Origin of the sequence: Nocardia sp. NPDC047654 (assembly GCF_043205035.1) — a bacterium.
GTDB lineage: Bacteria > Actinomycetota > Actinomycetes > Mycobacteriales > Mycobacteriaceae > Nocardia.
This window is the reverse complement of sequence record NZ_JBIDDF010000013.1, coordinates 183,348-198,738: the sequence shown is the minus strand read 5'-3', so window position 1 is coordinate 198,738 and position 15,391 is coordinate 183,348. Positions and strand designations below refer to the sequence as shown.

General features: G+C 69.7%; 13 protein-coding genes. 6 read left to right on the top strand and 7 right to left on the bottom strand.

What is annotated here, in order from left to right; translation table 11 throughout:
- The first annotated feature begins 33 nt into the window (after positions 1-33).
- Complete coding sequence (treZ, locus tag ACGF7Y_RS27495; RefSeq protein ID WP_393238366.1) at positions 34-1,776, top strand: malto-oligosyltrehalose trehalohydrolase; 1,743 nt, start codon at positions 34-36, stop codon at positions 1,774-1,776.
- A 109-nt stretch (positions 1,777-1,885) separates the two neighbouring features.
- A complete protein-coding gene (locus ACGF7Y_RS27490) occupies positions 1,886-3,136 on the top strand; it encodes a serine hydrolase domain-containing protein (RefSeq protein WP_393238363.1) in 1,251 nt (416 codons plus the stop codon).
- Positions 3,137-3,246: 110 nt separating this feature from the next.
- On the opposite strand, the gene ilvA is transcribed toward ACGF7Y_RS27490, so the two are convergent.
- Positions 3,247-4,611: a threonine ammonia-lyase IlvA gene (gene ilvA, locus ACGF7Y_RS27485; protein WP_393238360.1), complete on the bottom strand. Its 1,365-nt coding sequence runs from the start codon at positions 4,609-4,611 to the stop codon at positions 3,247-3,249.
- Between the two features lie 68 nt (positions 4,612-4,679).
- Positions 4,680-5,114, bottom strand: a complete 435-nt coding sequence (locus ACGF7Y_RS27480) for a nitroreductase family deazaflavin-dependent oxidoreductase (RefSeq protein WP_393238357.1) — start codon at positions 5,112-5,114, stop codon at positions 4,680-4,682.
- An 87-nt stretch (positions 5,115-5,201) separates the two neighbouring features.
- Here ACGF7Y_RS27480 and ACGF7Y_RS27475 point away from each other — a divergent pair, with 87 nt between their 5' ends.
- Both ACGF7Y_RS27475 and ACGF7Y_RS27470 read left to right on the top strand, forming a co-directional pair.
- Positions 5,202-5,435 carry a hypothetical protein gene (locus tag ACGF7Y_RS27475; RefSeq protein ID WP_393238354.1) on the top strand — a complete coding sequence of 78 codons (234 nt, stop codon included), beginning with the start codon at positions 5,202-5,204 and terminating at the stop codon, positions 5,433-5,435.
- A gap of 91 nt (positions 5,436-5,526) precedes the next feature.
- On the top strand, positions 5,527-6,738 hold the full coding sequence (locus ACGF7Y_RS27470; protein WP_393238351.1) for a DUF2235 domain-containing protein: 1,212 nt from the start codon (positions 5,527-5,529) through the stop codon (positions 6,736-6,738).
- Here the strand turns inward: ACGF7Y_RS27470 and treY are convergent.
- From treY to ACGF7Y_RS27455, 3 genes are all read right to left on the bottom strand, one after another.
- Complete coding sequence (gene treY / locus ACGF7Y_RS27465; protein ID WP_393238348.1) at positions 6,724-9,156, bottom strand: malto-oligosyltrehalose synthase; 2,433 nt, start codon at positions 9,154-9,156, stop codon at positions 6,724-6,726. The genes ACGF7Y_RS27470 and treY overlap by 15 nt on opposite strands.
- Before the next feature lie 11 nt (positions 9,157-9,167).
- Positions 9,168-11,288 carry a glycogen debranching protein GlgX gene (gene glgX, locus ACGF7Y_RS27460; RefSeq protein ID WP_393238345.1) on the bottom strand — a complete coding sequence of 707 codons (2,121 nt, stop codon included), beginning with the start codon at positions 11,286-11,288 and terminating at the stop codon, positions 9,168-9,170.
- Between the two features lie 428 nt (positions 11,289-11,716).
- On the bottom strand, positions 11,717-12,643 hold the full coding sequence (locus ACGF7Y_RS27455; protein ID WP_393238342.1) for a GNAT family N-acetyltransferase: 927 nt from the start codon (positions 12,641-12,643) through the stop codon (positions 11,717-11,719).
- Positions 12,644-12,810: 167 nt separating this feature from the next.
- Here ACGF7Y_RS27455 and ACGF7Y_RS27450 point away from each other — a divergent pair, with 167 nt between their 5' ends.
- The gene (locus tag ACGF7Y_RS27450) at positions 12,811-14,091 is read left to right on the top strand and encodes an adenosylmethionine--8-amino-7-oxononanoate transaminase (RefSeq protein WP_393238339.1); all 1,281 of its coding nucleotides are present in this window, start codon (positions 12,811-12,813) and stop codon (positions 14,089-14,091) included.
- Positions 14,092-14,095: 4 nt separating this feature from the next.
- Here ACGF7Y_RS27450 and ACGF7Y_RS27445 read toward each other — a convergent pair whose 3' ends face one another.
- Positions 14,096-14,467, bottom strand: coding sequence for a cupin domain-containing protein (locus ACGF7Y_RS27445; RefSeq protein WP_062970941.1), 372 nt, complete (start codon positions 14,465-14,467; stop codon positions 14,096-14,098).
- A 59-nt stretch (positions 14,468-14,526) separates the two neighbouring features.
- Between ACGF7Y_RS27445 and ACGF7Y_RS27440 the strand changes: the two genes are divergently transcribed.
- The gene (locus tag ACGF7Y_RS27440; protein WP_393238335.1) at positions 14,527-15,009 is read left to right on the top strand and encodes a MarR family winged helix-turn-helix transcriptional regulator; all 483 of its coding nucleotides are present in this window, start codon (positions 14,527-14,529) and stop codon (positions 15,007-15,009) included.
- Here ACGF7Y_RS27440 and ACGF7Y_RS27435 read toward each other — a convergent pair.
- Positions 14,996-15,370, bottom strand: coding sequence for a hypothetical protein (locus tag ACGF7Y_RS27435; protein ID WP_393238332.1), 375 nt, complete (start codon positions 15,368-15,370; stop codon positions 14,996-14,998). The two genes, ACGF7Y_RS27440 and ACGF7Y_RS27435, sit on opposite strands and share 14 nt — an antisense overlap.
- Positions 15,371-15,391 lie beyond the last annotated feature (21 nt).

Here is a 15,391-nt window from a genome sequence, read left to right as displayed (position 1 = left end):
GCGGGCCGGGCTCGCCCGTGCGATGCTGGCGCGGTGACTGTGTTCGAGGTGTGGGCGCCGCGGCCGGAGGCGGTGCGATTGGATCTGGAGGGTGTCGTCCACTCGATGACGCGGTCGCCGGACGGGTGGTGGCGCACCGACCTGCCGGCCGCGAACGGGGCCAGGTACGGCTTCCTGCTCGACGACGACCCGACCGTGCTGCCCGATCCCCGCTCGCCGCGCCAGCCCGACGGGGTGCACGCCCGCTCGGCGCTGCACACGCTCGATCCGGCGGGGTGGACGGACGCGGACTGGACCGGGCGGCCGCACGCCGGGGCGGTCTACTACGAACTGCACATCGGAACGTTCACCCCCGAAGGCACCTTCGACGCCGCGATCGACCGGCTGGACCATCTCGTCGGACTGGGCGTCACCGTGGTCGAAGTGATGCCGGTGAACGCCTTCGACGGCACGCACAACTGGGGCTACGACGGCGTGCTCTGGTACGCGGTGCAAGAGAGCTACGGCGGGCCCGACGGCCTCCAGCGCTTCGTCGACGCCTGCCATCTCCGGGGGCTGGCGGTCTGCCTGGACGTGGTCTACAACCATCTCGGCCCGTCCGGCAACTACCTGCCGCGCTTCGCGCCCTACCTGACCGAGGGCCGCAACACCTGGGGGCAGAGTCTCAACCTCGACGGCCCGCAGTCCGACCATGTGCGCGGACACATCCTCGACAACGCGGTGCGCTGGTTGCGCGATTTCCACATCGACGCGCTGCGCCTGGACGCGGTGCACGCCCTGGTCGACCGCACGGCCACCCACCTGCTGGCCGAACTGTCGGTCGCCGTCGAGCGGCTGGCCACCCACGTGCGCAGGCCGCTGACGCTGATCGCGGAGAGCGATCTCAACGACCCGAAGCTGATCACACCGCGTGCGGCAGGCGGCTACGGCCTGACCGCGCAGTGGAACGACGACCTGCACCACGCCGTGCACACCGCCGTCTCCGGTGAGCGGCAGGGCTATTACGCCGACTTCGGCTCGCTGCGCTGCCTGGCCCGCACCCTGAAGCACGGGTTCTTCCACGCCGCAACGTATTCCAGCTTCCGGGGCCGCACGCACGGCAGGCCGATCGATCGCGGCCTGATCCCGGGCAGCGCCCTGCTGGCCTACACCTGCGACCACGATCAGATCGGCAACCGGGCGCTCGGTGACCGCCCCGGCGCCTACCTGACCGACGGCCAGCTCGCGATCAAAGCCGCCCTCGTCCTGTGCGGCCCGTTCACGCCGATGCTGTTCATGGGGGAGGAGTGGGGGGCGCGCACGCCGTTCCAGTTCTTCACCTCGCACACCGACCCAGAAATCGCCGCCGCCACCGCATCCGGGCGCAAGAAGGAGTTCGCCGCCCACGGCTGGCCCGCCGGCGAGGTACCCGACCCGCAGGACGTGAAGACGTTCCTGCGCTCCAAGCTGGACTGGACCGAAGCCGACGAGCCGGAGCACGCACGGCTGCTGTCCTGCTATGGCGCCCTGCTCGCCCTGCGCCGCGACCGGCCGGAGCTCAGCGACCCCTGGCTGACCCACGTTTCGGTGGACTACGACGAGGCCGCGCGATGGATCGTCGTGCGCCGGGGCACGCTGGCCCTGATGTGCAACCTCGGCGAGGATCAGGTCGCGATCCCGATCGCGGGCCTCCCGCTGCTGTCCTGGGAATCCCCGACGATCGGCCCTTCCGCCACAACCGTTCCCGGCCACTCCTTCACCCTGCTGGAAACCGCGCTGCCCGGCCTGCGCCGATAGGGTGGAATCCCAGCTCCGGGCCGCCTTTCGGGCGGTTTCGGATAACGGGCGGGCAACTGTCCGAGACAGGCGCTTTGCCGGAATCGTCCCGTGCCATTACCGTGGAGAGATGAGCAACGTCGCTTCCGGGGACCTCGCGGTTCTTCCCCCGGGGATGGGTGGCAGCGCCGCCGCCGAATTCGCACCGTTCGTGCGTGCTTTCGCACGGGCCTTCGGCACTCGCCGGGGTGCGGGCGCGGCGTTCACGCTGCACCGGCACGGAGAGCCGCTGATCGACATCTGGGTCGGTTCCGCTGGTGACGCTCCGTGGACCAGGGACACCGGCACGATCATCTTCTCGGCCACCAAGGGGATCGCCGCCACCGTCGTGCATCGTCTCGCCGACCGCGGGTTGCTCGACTATTCCGCCCCCGTCGCGGAGTACTGGCCGGAATTCGGCGCCAACGGCAAGCGCAAGATCACCGTCCGCCAGCTGCTCACCCACCGGGCGGGACTGTCCGCGCTGGCCCCGCTCGCCACCGGTGGACTGGCCGACGTGCTGGATCACGAGCTGATGGAGCAGCGCCTGGCCGCGGCGAAGCCCGACCGCCTGCTCGGCGTGCCCACCTACCACGCGCTCACCTTCGGCTGGCTGGTCGGCGGCTTGGCCCGCGCGATCACCGGCACGAGCCTGACCCAACTGTTCCAGACCGAGGTCGCCGAGCCGCTCGGCATCGACGGCTTGCATCTGGGCAAGCCACCGGCCGACGCGGCGATCACCTACGCACCGCTGGCGGGCACGCAGCTGAGCCTGCTCGGAAGGCCGCTGGGGGCCGCGGTTCTCGGTCGCAGCCACCGGATTCCCGGCGCGCTCGGGGCCGCCACCCGCTGCCTGTTCCTGCCCGGTCTGGAGGCCATTCTCGAGGGCGCGAGCCCGCCGATCCTGGAGACCGAACTCGGCGCGGGCAACGGTGTGTGCACCGCGCCCGCGCTGGCCACGATGTACGGCGCGCTCGCGGGCGACGGCACCGTGGCGGGCGGCCGGTACCTCGGCCGCCGCACCATCAAGGCGCTGCGCCGGGTCGAGACCTATCAGCCCGACCGCGCCCTGTTCTACCTGCCGATGATGTGGCGGCTGGGCTACCACTCGCTGCCGGTGCCGGGTGCCCACGCCGGGTTCGGGCACATCGGCCTCGGCGGTTCCTTCGGCTGGGCCGAACCCCGGCTGGGCCTGTCGGTCGGCTTCGTGCACAACCGGTTGTCCGCCGCGCAGATCGGCTACGACCAGACGGCGGCATTCTGGCTGTTGCCGCTCATGATGAACTGCCTGCGCGCTTCCCGCCGCCGGATACCGGCGGCCGAAACGCCCAAGGCGGCCTGACCCGGCGGCGGTCCGGCTGAGGTGGGGTCGACCCGCCGAGGATGGGGCTCAGGCCGGGTCGACCCGCCGGACATCCCGCTCGGGTCGGCTCGAACCGCCGGACGATTCGCTCAGGTCAGGTAGCGGTAGGCCGGAGAATCGGGCTCGAGGCGCTCGCACTGGATCGGGGAATGGTGCATCCGCTCCAGCAGCGGCCCCAGGCCGTCCGGTGCGCCGAGTTCGATGCCGACCAGCGCCGCGCCCGTCTCCCGGTTGTTGCGCTTGACGTACTCGAACAGGGTGATGTCGTCCTCGGGACCGAGCACCTCGTTGAGGAAACGGCGCAGCGCGCCGGGTTCCTGCGGGAAATCCACCAGGAAGTAGTGCTTGAGGCCGCTGTGCACCAGCGAGCGCTCGATGATCTCGCCGTAACGGGACACGTCGTTGTTGCCGCCGGACACCAGGCACACCACCGTCGACCCGGGCTCCACGCTGATCTCCGCCAGCGCCGTCGTGGTGAGCGCGCCGGCGGGCTCGGCGATGATGCCCTCGTTCTGGTACAGATCGAGCATGGTCGTGCAGATCGCGCCCTCGTCGACCTGCATCATCTGGAATGCGCCCGCGCCCCTGGGCGATTCGGTGACGGTCAGCAGCGGCAGCGAGGCGTGCGACACCACTCGCCCGCCGAATCCGGCCACCGCGGCGTAGGGCACGGTGCCGACCCGGCGCACCGCGGCGCCGTCCACGAAGGGGTCGATCTCCGGCAGCGTGACCGGACCGCCCGCCACCAGGGCCGCCGTCATCGAGGCCGCGCCCGCGGGCTCCACGCCCAGGATGGCGGTGCGCGGGGAACGCGCCCGCAGGTAGGTGCCGATACCGGCCAGGCAGCCGCCTCCGCCCACCGGCACGATCACCAGGTCCGGCGCTCGGTCCAATTGCTCCAGGATCTCCGCGGCGATGGTGCCCTGACCGGCGGCGGTGCGCGCGTCGTCGAACGGCGGCACCATGGTCGCGCCGGTGCGCTCCACGTCGGCGGCGGCGGCCGTGGCGGCGGCGTCGTAGGTCTCGCCGACCGCGATCAGCTCGACGAACTCGCCGCCGTGCACCCGGATGCGGTCGCGCTTCTGCTTCGGTGTCGTGGTCGGGACGTAGATGCGGCCCTTGATCCCCATCGTCTGACAGGCGAACGCGACGCCTTGGGCGTGGTTGCCCGCGCTGGCCGCGACCACGCCCGCGGCGCGTTCGGCCTCGGTCAGCTGGATCACCAGGTTGTAGGCGCCGCGCAGCTTGTAGGAGCGGACCGCGCTGAGGTCTTCGCGTTTCAGATAGACGGTCGCCCCGGTGAGCTTGGACAGCCGCTCGCTGTGCTGGAGCGGGGTCGGATCGATGACGTCGGCAATTCGCTTGGCGGCAGCATCGATCTCGTCCGCGGTGAGCGCGGGGCGAGAAGCGGACAGTGCGTCGAGGACAGCAAGCGGATCGGACACCCCAATCATGGTGCCACCCGCCGCGCCGGTGAGCTGCGGCGGGTGGCCGTGACACGCTGGGCTACCTGCGTAGGAAACTACCTGGGCGTGAGGACGAAGACGGGGATCTGACGGTCGGTCTTGGTCTGGTAGTTCGCATAGTCCGGCCACACCTCGACCGCGCGCTCCCACCACTGCGCCTTCTCCTCGCCGAAGACCTCGCGCGCGATGTAGTCCTTGTTGACCGTGCCGTCGCGCAACTCCACGTGCGGTTCGGCCTTGATGTTGTAGTACCAGACGGGGTGCTTCGGCGCGCCGCCCAAGGAGGCGACCACGGCGTACTCGCCGTTGTGCTCGACTCGCATCAGCGGCGTCTTGCGCAGCTTGCCGCTCTTCGCGCCCTTGGTGGTGAGCAGGATGATGGGCTTGCCCTGCAAGGTCGCGCCCTCGGTGCCGCCGGAGTTCTCGTACTTCTCGGCTTGCTCGCGGGCCCAGTCGGATGTGCTCGGTTCGTATTCACCTGTCAGTGGCATGTCTGCCGCAACACCACGGCGAATCGGTGTGTTCCCTGCGACAAAAGTTCGCTGGCCCGAACTTCTCATTCCGACTACCCTGAGGAGATGGCGGTCGTTCACTCTTCGGCGCGCGGCACCACGATCGACATCGCCGGTAGCGCGTGGCCGACCTACAAGCTCGACGCACTCGTCGTCGGGTTGGTGACCTGCCTCGTCCTGGTCCTGATCACGGGCTCGCCGCAGATCGCGGTGCTGGCGGCGGCAGCGCTCGCGGCGGCGCGGTGGCTGATCGGCATGGCGCTCGCGGGTCTGGGCGAGCGGCCCGGCGACACGCCGTAGCCTCCCGCATTAACGCTTTCCCGTCCCACGCGATGAATTCGAGTAGTGGAATACGCGGGTTTCGGTGGGACAGCAGCGGGAGGATCAGCGCATGAAACGTCTCGTTGTATGTTGCGACGGCACCTGGAAGGCCGAATCGAGCAGTACGGTGTCGAACATCGTCAAGATCGCGCAGACGATCCGCTTCGACGCGCCGGGTCCAGCGGGGGAGACGATCCAGCAGTGGGTCACCTACGTCTCCGGCCCGGGCGCCCGCGGGTTCCTCAGCGATCGCCTCCTGGGCGGCGCCTTCGGACTCGGACTCGAGGCGAACCTGTCGTCCGCCTACTGGCATCTCGCCCTGAACTGGGAAAAGGGCGACGAAATCTACATCTTCGGCTTCAGTCGCGGCGCCTTCACCGCGCGCAGCCTGGCCGGTCTGATCAGCCGGATCGGGATCATGACCCCGGAGGCGATGATCGCGGGCAAGTACCCGGACGCCTTGCGCATCTATCGGCAGCGCCCGCCCGCGCCGACGCCCGAGGACCCGGATCCGGCCGAGCCGGAGGAATGGCAGGAGTTCCGCCGGAAGAATTGCAGGAGAGCGAAGATCGACTTCCTCGGCGTGTTCGACACCGTCGGCGCGCTGGGCGTCCCCGGCGTCACCTCGCTGCGGCACCGCTTCCACGACGTCAAGCTCTCCCGCCACGTGCACTGCGCCCGCCAGGCGCTGGCCATCGATGAACGGCGGCGCAACTTCGAACCGTCCCTGTGGGAGGTGCCGGTCGAACCGACCGTGAAGTACCGGCGCGGTTTCGAGCGGGTCAAGCAGGTGTGGTTCCCCGGCGTGCACACCGATATCGGCGGCGGCTACGCCGAATGCGGCCTGTCCGACGCGACGTTGCAGTGGATGGTCCGGGAGGCGGAGTCGGTCGGGCTGGCCTTCGACCGGGATCGGCTGGACGCGCTGTCCAAGCGCTGCGACACCACCAAGGGCGATCACATGCGGCTGCACGATTCGCTGAGCATCGGCTACCGCGTCCTGAATCTGGTGCGCACCCTGCGCAATCCGCGCAGCCCCCGCTTCCACTGGGATTCCTGGCGGCGGATCGCCACGCCCACCGATCAGGGCGTCCGGCTGTCGGTCAGCACGCAGGACGCGCTGGACTACCAGCCCGCGAATCTGCGGCGCTGGCGCGAAGAGCTGGGCGGCGTGATCCCGGAGAAGACCTTCGAGCAGGTGCGCGGCGTTTTCGCGAAGGAACTCGAGCGGGTTCCCGCCGTGCCCGACGCGCCCCCGCTCGAGCTCTCAGCGCACCAGTAGCGCGACGGGCAGCCTGCCGAACATCTTCTCCAGCCTGGCCCGGCCCTGGAAGGTGTGGCCGGTCAACCGGTCGGTCCAGCTGCCGGCGGGTAAGTCGAGAAACGTATCGCCCCACCCGGTCTCGGCCAGGCTCACGCTGTGCCGGGTGGCGGCGACGATGACCTCGGGCGGCTCACCGGTGCGGCCGCGGGCATACGACACCACCTTGGCCGCGTGGTCGCCGGTGGCGAACAGCGGCCGGTAGGTGCCGCCGACGAAGCAATCGGGACGTTCGCGGCGCAACCACAGCGCGTAGGCGACGATCCACATCTTCGCCGCGCCGGTGGTGTCCAGCGCCGGTGTGCCGGTGAGCGACTGGAGCATGCCCGCGCGGGCGGCGAAGTCCACCGGCCTGCGGTTGTCCGGGTCGACGAGGGAGTCCTCCCACAGCTCACAACCCTGGTAGACGTCCGGGATGCCCGGTCCGCACAGTTGCAGCAGTTTCTGCGACAGCGAGTCCGACCAGGCGTGCGGGGCCAGCTCGTGTACCAGGTCGCCGAGTTCGGAGCCCACCGGCCCGTCGATCACCGCGTCCAGCCACGCGTGCACGGCGGACTCGAACTCGGCGTCCGGCTCCTCCCAGGAAGTCTTGGTGTTCGCCTCCCTGATCGCTTTCTCGGCGAACGCGTGCAGGCGTTCGCGTAAGCCGGGCACCGAGGCGGCGGGTCTGCCGTCCGCGGGCCACACCCCGAACATGTTCTGTAGCAGGAACAGCGCCGTCGCGCCGTCCGGCGCCGGAGCGGTCTCCAGCCAGGAGTCGACATTGCGCGCCCACGTCTCCGCGGCCTGGGACAGGACGCCGATCCGGGCGCGCACGTCCTCGCCGCGTTTGGTGTCGTGCGTGGACAGTGTGGTCAAGGTCGCGGGCCACAGCTGCGCGCGCTGGCTGTTGGACAGGTGGAACTCGTTGAGCGAGTGACCGAAACGCGCCGGATTGCCGCCGACCTCCTGCAACGAGACCAGCCGCGCGGCCTGATAGAACATGGTGTCCTCGACCGCCTTCGCGGTCACCGCGCCGCAGACCTGGCTGAAGCGCATCGCCGCGGCCCCGTCGGTGGCCAGCGCCGCGACCAGGACGGCCAGCGGAGCGGTGAGTTCGCTGTTGCGCTTCTCCACCTCGGCGATCACCGCGCCCGCCATCCCGGCCAGCGGCGCGTAGTCGGCCCGGTACACCGGCATGAACGCCAGCACCTCGATGGTGGCGTTGGTCAGCGCCATGGTGTCGAAGCTCTCGGCGTTCGCGTCCTGTTTGATGGCGGCGACCAGCCGCCGGATCTCCGGCGTCAGAATGGTTTCCGCGACCGCGCGCTTGATCCGGTGCTCGGTCTCGCCGATCCACGCCCGGTCGCTGCCGTGCCCGGCGACCCGGCGCGAGAGTTCGGTGAGCGCGTGTTCCCCGCGCGGATCGATGAGCACGCCGCCGAAATCGGCCAGCGCCTCGTAGCCGGTGGTGCCGTCGATCGGCAGCGTCGCGTCCAACGGCTCGCGGTTGGCCAGGATCTTCTCCACCAGCAGTAACCGGTGCGGGCCGATCAGCCTGCGCAGCCGGGTCAGATAGCCTGCCGGATCGGCCAGACCGTCGGGATGGTCGATGCGCACGCCGTCGATCAGGTCGTGCTCGCACCACGCGGCGAGTTCCCGGTGGGTGACCTCGAAGACCTCCGAGTTCTCCTGCCGGATCGCGGCCAGGCTGCTGACCGCGAAGAACCGCCGGTAGGTGCACAGCCCGGCCTTCCAGCTCACCAGGCGGTAGTGCTGCTTGTCGTGGATGCGCAGGGCGTTGTCGCCGTCGGTGCCCGGCGCGATCGGGAAACGCAGATCGTGCAGCGCGAGCATGGGTTCGGCGCCGGAGCGGTCCACGGTCAAGGCGGCCGGATCGTTCTCGCTCTGCAACACCGGCAGCGCCAGCCGTCCGCCCGCGCCGTTGCCGGGACTCCAGTCGATGTCGAAGTACGGCGCGAACCTGGACTCTTGACCGTTCCGCAGAACGTCCCACCACCAGGCGTTCTGTCGCGGATCGGCCACGCCGACGTGATTGGGCACCAAGTCCACGATCAGTCCCATGCCGCGGCTGCGCACCTCGTCGGCGAGGGCCTTGAGCCCGGTCGGCCCGCCCAGGGCGGCGGAGACCGTGGTCGGGTCGGTGACGTCGTAGCCGTGCGTCGAGCCGTGCGTGGCGGTCAGGATCGGTGAGAGGTAGAGATGCGAAATGCCCAGCTGCTGGAGGTATTCCGCGATGGCGCGCGCTTCGGCGAAGGTCAGTGCGTCCGGTCGCAGCTGGAGCCGGTAGGCGCTGCGGATCGTCGTCTGGCGGGCGGGCGTGCGTCGCAGCGATACCGGGTCGGTCACGTGCGTTTCGGTGGAATCGGGTGGGTTCATCGGCATTCTGGTCAGGCGGCCTGGCGGAGGACGAGGAGACAGCGAGCTTCGACGGTGACGGTCGCGCCACCGGGGTACCCGGCGTCGGCCAGGCCGGTCGGCGTCGAGCAATCCAGTGCCACCGACCATTCCCCGCCGTCGCCGGTGCGAGGTAGCACGAAGTCGATAGCCTCGTCGTGGGCGTTGAAACACAGCAGGAACGAGTCATCGGTGATCCGTTCGCCGCGGGGGCCGGGCTCGGGAATCGCCTCGCCGTTGAGGTAGACCGCCAGCGACTTGCCGAATCCGCTGTCCCAGTCCGCTTCGGTCATCTCCTCGCCGGAGGGGGTGAGCCAGGCGATGTCGCGGGCGTCGCCCGCCGAACGGGTCGGGCCGCCCGCCAGGAAGCGGCGGCGCCGGAAAACCGGGTGCTCGGTGCGCAACGCGATCACCGCGCGGGTGAATTCGAGCAGCTCGGCGTTCTCCTCCCGCAGCGACCAGTCCATCCATGCCAGCGGCGAGTCCTGGCAGTAGACGTTGTTGTTGCCCTGCTGGGTGCGGCCCATCTCGTCGCCGTGCGCGAGCATCGGCACACCCTGGCTGAGCATCAGTGTCGCGAGCAGGTTGCGGCTCTGCCTGGCGCGCAGGGCGAGGATGTCCGGATCGTCGGTCGGCCCTTCGGCGCCGCAGTTCCACGAGCGATTCCAGCTCTCGCCGTCCCGGTTGTCCTCACCGTTGGCCTCGTTGTGTTTCTCGTTGTAGGACACCAGGTCGTGCAACGTGAATCCGTCGTGCGCGGTGACGAAGTTGATGCTCGCGCTCGGCCTGCGGCCGGTGGCCTCGTAGAGGTCCGAGGAGCCGGTGAGCCGAGAGGCGAACTCGCCCAGCGTCGCCGGTTCGCCGCGCCAGTAGTCGCGCACGGTGTCGCGGAACTTGCCGTTCCATTCCGTCCACAGGCCGGGAAAATTGCCGACCTGGTAGCCGCCCTCGCCGACATCCCACGGTTCGGCGATGAGCTTGACCTGGCTCACCACCGGATCCTGCTGCACCAGGTCGAAGAAGGTCGAGAGCCGGTCCACGTCGTGCAGCTCCCGCGCCAGCGTCGCGGCCAGATCGAAGCGGAAGCCGTCGACGTGCATCTCCAGGACCCAGTAGCGCAGCGAGTCCATGATCAGCTGCAAGGTGTGCGGGTGGCGCACGTTGAGGCTGTTGCCGGTGCCCGTGTAATCCATGTAGTGCGAGGGATCGTCGTCGACCAGGCGGTAATAGGCGGCGTTGTCGATGCCGCGGAAGCCGATCGTCGGACCGCGATGGTTGCCCTCGGCGGTGTGGTTGTAGACCACGTCGAGGATCACCTCGATGCCCTCGGCGTGCAGTGCGCGCACCATCGCCTTGAATTCGGTGACCGCCGACCCGGCGCGGTCCATCGCCGCGTACCCGTTGTGCGGCGCGAGGTAGCCGAAGCTGTTGTAGCCCCAGTAATTGCGCAGTCCCTGGTCCAGCAGCACACGATCGTGCAGGAACTGGTGCACCGGCATCAGCTCGATCGCGGTGACGCCCAACCCCTTCAAGTGATCCACGATCGCGGGGTGCGCGATGCCCGAGTAGGTGCCGCGCAATTCCTCGGGCACGTCGGGATGGGTCATCGTCATGCCTTTGACGTGCGCCTCGTAGATCACGGTCTCGTGGTAGGGGCGGTTGGGCGCGCGGTCGGCGCCCCAGTCGAAGTACGGGTTGATCACCACGCCGGTCATGGTGTGGCCGAGCGAGTCCAGTCCGTAGGTGTAGAGCGAGGGGTCATCGTCGAAGTCGCCGTCGAACGCCTTGCCGTACGGATCGAGCAGCAACTTGCTCGGGTCGCAGCGCAAGCCGCGGTCGGGGTCGTAGGGGCCGTGCACCCGGAATCCGTAGCGCTGACCGGGATCGATCGCGGGAAGGTAGGCATGCCAGACATAGCCGTCGACCTCGTCGAGCGCGATCCGCGTCTCGGCGCCGTCCCCGTCGATCAGACAGAGTTCGACCGCGTCGGCAACCTCCGAGAACACCGAGAAATTGGTGCCCGCGCCGTCGTAGGTGGCCCCGAGGGGATAGGCGGTGCCGGGCCAGACACCCAGTGGGGTCGCGTCGCCGGGCGCTGCGTCGGGCTGAGCCATGGCAACGACAGTAGCGCCAGCGGGGCATTCCGCAGCGCGGGTGGTTCCAGCCGACCGGATCAGGGGAGGTCGGAGGCTTTTTCCGGCCGGCGGCGGCGGTAGCCGGGAAGTACCGCGACGCGCGCTGGACCGTCGGGTGCGGCTTGTCGTGGGAAGGTGGGACACCGGCCAGGTAGCCCTCCCTGTGGTCCTACAGCAGGGGCCAGGGCGAGCGGGTCGCGCCGGGCGCGATAGCGGAGAGGCGTCCGGCCCTCGTCGCACGGGTGATCGAGCGCGGGTCGGCCAACCGGCAGACGCTGCCGGCCGCGCTGCGCTATCGGCGCCGACACCGTCCACCCGGCATCCGGGCGCGGAAGCGGCGGAAGCGGAGGGCCTCGTGATCGGAGACGGCTTGTTTCCCCGGATCGTGGGGCTGCCCGGCGGGCGCGTCAGTCCCCGGGCGTGAGCGCCCGCCGCCAGGTCTGGCCGATCAGGTCGTGACCCCAGCTGTGATGCGGGGTCTGGTCGACGAGCTCGAAGCCCGCCCGTCGGTAGACGCGCCGCGCCGCGGTGAGCACGTCGTTGGTCCACAGCACGATCTCGCGGTACCCCGCCGCGGTGGCGAAGCGCAGGCACTCGCCGACGAGCGCGGAACCGACGCCGAGGCCGCGGGCGGTGGGCTCGACAAGGAGCAACCGCAGCCGCGCGGTGCTGTCGTCCTCGCGAACGCAGAAGACGCTGCCCACCGGGTGGCCGTCCGCTTCCGCTATCCAGGCGCGCTCGCGCCGCTCGTCGCGGGAAGTCAGGTAATCGGCCACGATGCGCACGATCAGTTCCTCATAGGTCGCGTCCCAGCCGTATTCGTTCGCGTAGAGCTCCGCATGGCGCTGGATGACCCAGCCGTAATCGCCGGAGCGCGGGGCTCGCAGCGAGAAGGCGGGCGGGGCGGCGGGCCGATCGAGAATCCGCTGGATGGTTCGCATCGCCGTGATCAGCCGGGTTCGATTCGCTTGCGGCTGCCCGTCGAGCAGCGCGCCGACTTCGTCGCTGGAGCGTTGATCGAGCGTCGCGAAGACCTCCCTGCCGCGGTCGGTCAGCCGCACCTCCTGGCGGCGGCCGTCGGTGCCGGAGCGATTGCGCCGCACGAGACCGGACTGTTCGAACCGGGCCAGGATGCGGCTGAGGTAGCCGGCGTCGAGGTCGAGCGCGCGCCGCAGCGCGACCACTTCGGTCGCGTCGGATGCCGCCAGTTCGAATAGGATCCGCGCCTCGGTCAGCGAGTACCGGCTGTCGTGCAGTCCCTCACCCAGTACGCCGATCACCCGGGTGTAGTGGCGGTTGAACTCGCGGACGGCGGCGATGTCGGCGGCGGTCACGTCGGCTCCAATCTTTGACTGAGTCAAAGAATATCGCGGGGCGGCCCGCTCGGGCGGGAAACGGCCGGATTCCGCCGACCTGCCCGAGGGAGCCAACCAGCTCGGGTGCTAACTTGAACGGCGTTCAAGCCGCCCCGGACGGCCGGGGCCGTGACGCGAGGATTCCTGTGGCACTGACCCCCGACGAGATCACCGCACTCGACGCCGAACACGTCTGGCATCCCTACGGTGGTTTCCCCGCGACGACCGAACCGCTGGTGGTGACCGCCGCCGCGGGCACCAGGCTGACCTTGGCCGACGGCCGCGAGGTGGTCGACGGCATGAGTTCCTGGTGGGCCGCCATCCACGGTTACCGGCATCCGGTGCTCGACGCCGCGCTGGTCGACCAGTCGCGGCGGATGAGTCACGTGATGTTCGGCGGGCTCACCCACGAGCCCGCGGCCCGGCTGGCCGAACTGCTGGTCGAATCGACACCGGCCGGGCTGGACAAAGTGTTCCTGTGCGACTCCGGCTCGGTGTCGGTCGAGGTCGCCGTGAAGATGTGCCTGCAGTACTGGCGCTCGCTGGGCAAGCCGGAGAAGCGGCGGCTGCTCACCTGGCGCGGCGGGTACCACGGCGACACGTTCACGCCGATGAGCGTGTGCGACCCCGAGGGCGGCATGCACTCGCTGTGGACCGACATCCTGGTGAACCAGGTGTTCGCGCCGGTGCCGCCGAGCGAGTACCGGCCGGAGTACGCGGCGGAACTGGAGCGCCTGATCGCCGCGCACGCGGGCGAACTCGCGGCGGTCGTCGTGGAGCCGCTCGTCCAGGGTGCGGGCGGGATGCGCTGGCACGACCCCGGCTATCTCACCGACCTGCGCAGGCTGTGCGACGAACACGGAGTGCTGCTGGTCTTCGACGAGATCGCGACCGGATTCGGCCGCACCGGAACGCTGTTCGCGGCCGACGTGGCAGGCGTGAGCCCGGATGTGATGTGCGTCGGCAAAGCGCTGACCGGCGGCTATCTCACCCTCGCCGCCACGCTGTGCACCACGCGGATCGCCGAGGCGATCAGCGCGGCGCACGGCGGGCTCATGCACGGTCCCACATTCATGGGCAACCCGCTGGCCTGCGCGGTCGCCGTCGCGTCGATCGAGTTGCTGCGCTCGCGCGACTGGCGCGGCGAGGTGGCCCGGATCGAGGCGGAGCTGGCGGCGGGCCTGGCTCCGGTGCGCGGCCTGCCCGGTGTGGTGGAGGCGCGCGTGCTCGGCGCGATCGGCGTGATCGAGCTGGACCGTCCGGTGGACATGCGCGCCGCGACCGACGCCGCGGTGGCCGCCGGGGTGTGGCTGCGTCCGTTCCGCAACCTGGTGTACACCATGCCGCCGTTCATCAGCACGTCCGGCGACATCGCGACGATCACCGCCGGGATGCGCGCCGCGGTGGCCGCGCAGACCGCTCGGTGACCGGTCAGGCGATCCACGGCGGGACGATCGTGCCGTCGCCGTCCGGTGTTCCGGCCCGGGCGCCCGCCGGTGCGGTGACGATGGCGGTGAAGCCGTTCCCGGTGCGCACCTGCCGCAGGACGTTCGCCGGGAGGATCACCGTATCGCCCTCGGCGGCAGTGAGTTCCGTGCCGTCGAGCGCGATGTCGAGGCGTCCGGCGAGGACGGTCCAGATCTGTTCGGCGTCGATGAAGTGCAGCGGTCCGGCCGTGTCCGCGGGGACCTCGACCCGCCACAGCGCGAGCCCGGAGCCGCCCTGGGTGGGGGAGGCGAGTGTGGTCATGACGCCGCTCGGGGTTTCGGTGCGGCGGGTGTCGGAGTGTCGGATGACGGTCATCGGGCTACCACCTAAGATAGACAACATGGTTGTCCATATAGTCAACGAGGTTGTCCATCATGTCAAGTGACGCGGGTGGCTACGAGTTGCCGCTGCGCATGCTGCTGGGCTTCCGCGCGGTGGTCGACGAGGTGCACGCCGAACTGGCCGAGCACGGGCATCCCGAGTTGCGGCCGATGCACGGCTTCGTCTTCCAGGCGGTCGGCCGCGCGGGCGGACCCTACGGTTGCACGGCCGCGGACCTCGGGCGCGCGCTCGGGGTCTCGAAACAAGCCGCGGGCAAGCACATCGAGACGCTCGAGCGGCAGGGCTACCTGCGCCGTGGGCACGACCCGACCGACGCGCGCCGCAAGGTCTACACGCTGACCGAGCGCGCCGAGGACGTCTTGACCCGATCGGCGCACGCCTTCGACCGGATCCACGACCGCTGGGCGAACCTGCTCGGCGCGCACCGGCTGGCCGAGTTGGAACGCGATCTGCGCCTGCTGACGCCCGGCGAGGTGTTCCGGCTCGATACGCCGAATTGGTTCACCGGTCCGTGAGCTTGTCGTGCGGGGTGCCGGGGATATCCGGACGATCGCTGTCCGACACCATCTCCCACACCCGGAAGATGCAGTGGTAATCGTCCGACCAGCCACGAACCATCAGCAAGTAGGTGTCGCCGTCGCGCAGGACGATGCGGCGGCCGCGCAGTTTGGGATGTTCCGGCGTGTAGGTGGGCAGCACGCCGGCCAGCTTCGCCAATGCCTGCGCGCGCGTGCCGACCACTTCGGTGAGAATCCGGGGTGACCAGCGCTTCTGCTCCCCCGAGCCCGTTGTTTCCTCGACGACTATCGCCCACCGCGGCATCCGGTCGTGTTCCTCCCCGGTGAAACTTCGCCACCGCAGGCCGGTGACAACCACCAACGTTGGCTCAACGGTACC

Excerpts from the sequence above, each read along its gene's own strand:
- ACGF7Y_RS27490 (WP_393238363.1), top strand. The coding sequence starts at position 1,886 with ATGAGCAACGTCGCTTCCGGGGACCTCGCGGTTCTTCCCCCGGGGATG.
- ilvA (WP_393238360.1), bottom strand. The coding sequence starts at position 4,611 with ATGATTGGGGTGTCCGATCCGCTTGCTGTCCTCGACGCACTGTCCGCT.
- ACGF7Y_RS27480 (WP_393238357.1), bottom strand. The coding sequence starts at position 5,114 with ATGCCACTGACAGGTGAATACGAACCGAGCACATCCGACTGGGCCCGC.
- ACGF7Y_RS27475 (WP_393238354.1), top strand. The coding sequence starts at position 5,202 with ATGGCGGTCGTTCACTCTTCGGCGCGCGGCACCACGATCGACATCGCC.
- ACGF7Y_RS27470 (WP_393238351.1), top strand. The coding sequence starts at position 5,527 with ATGAAACGTCTCGTTGTATGTTGCGACGGCACCTGGAAGGCCGAATCG.
- treY (WP_393238348.1), bottom strand. The coding sequence starts at position 9,156 with ATGAACCCACCCGATTCCACCGAAACGCACGTGACCGACCCGGTATCG.
- glgX (WP_393238345.1), bottom strand. The coding sequence starts at position 11,288 with ATGGCTCAGCCCGACGCAGCGCCCGGCGACGCGACCCCACTGGGTGTC.
- ACGF7Y_RS27445 (WP_062970941.1), bottom strand. The coding sequence starts at position 14,467 with ATGACCGTCATCCGACACTCCGACACCCGCCGCACCGAAACCCCGAGC.
- ACGF7Y_RS27440 (WP_393238335.1), top strand. The coding sequence starts at position 14,527 with ATGTCAAGTGACGCGGGTGGCTACGAGTTGCCGCTGCGCATGCTGCTG.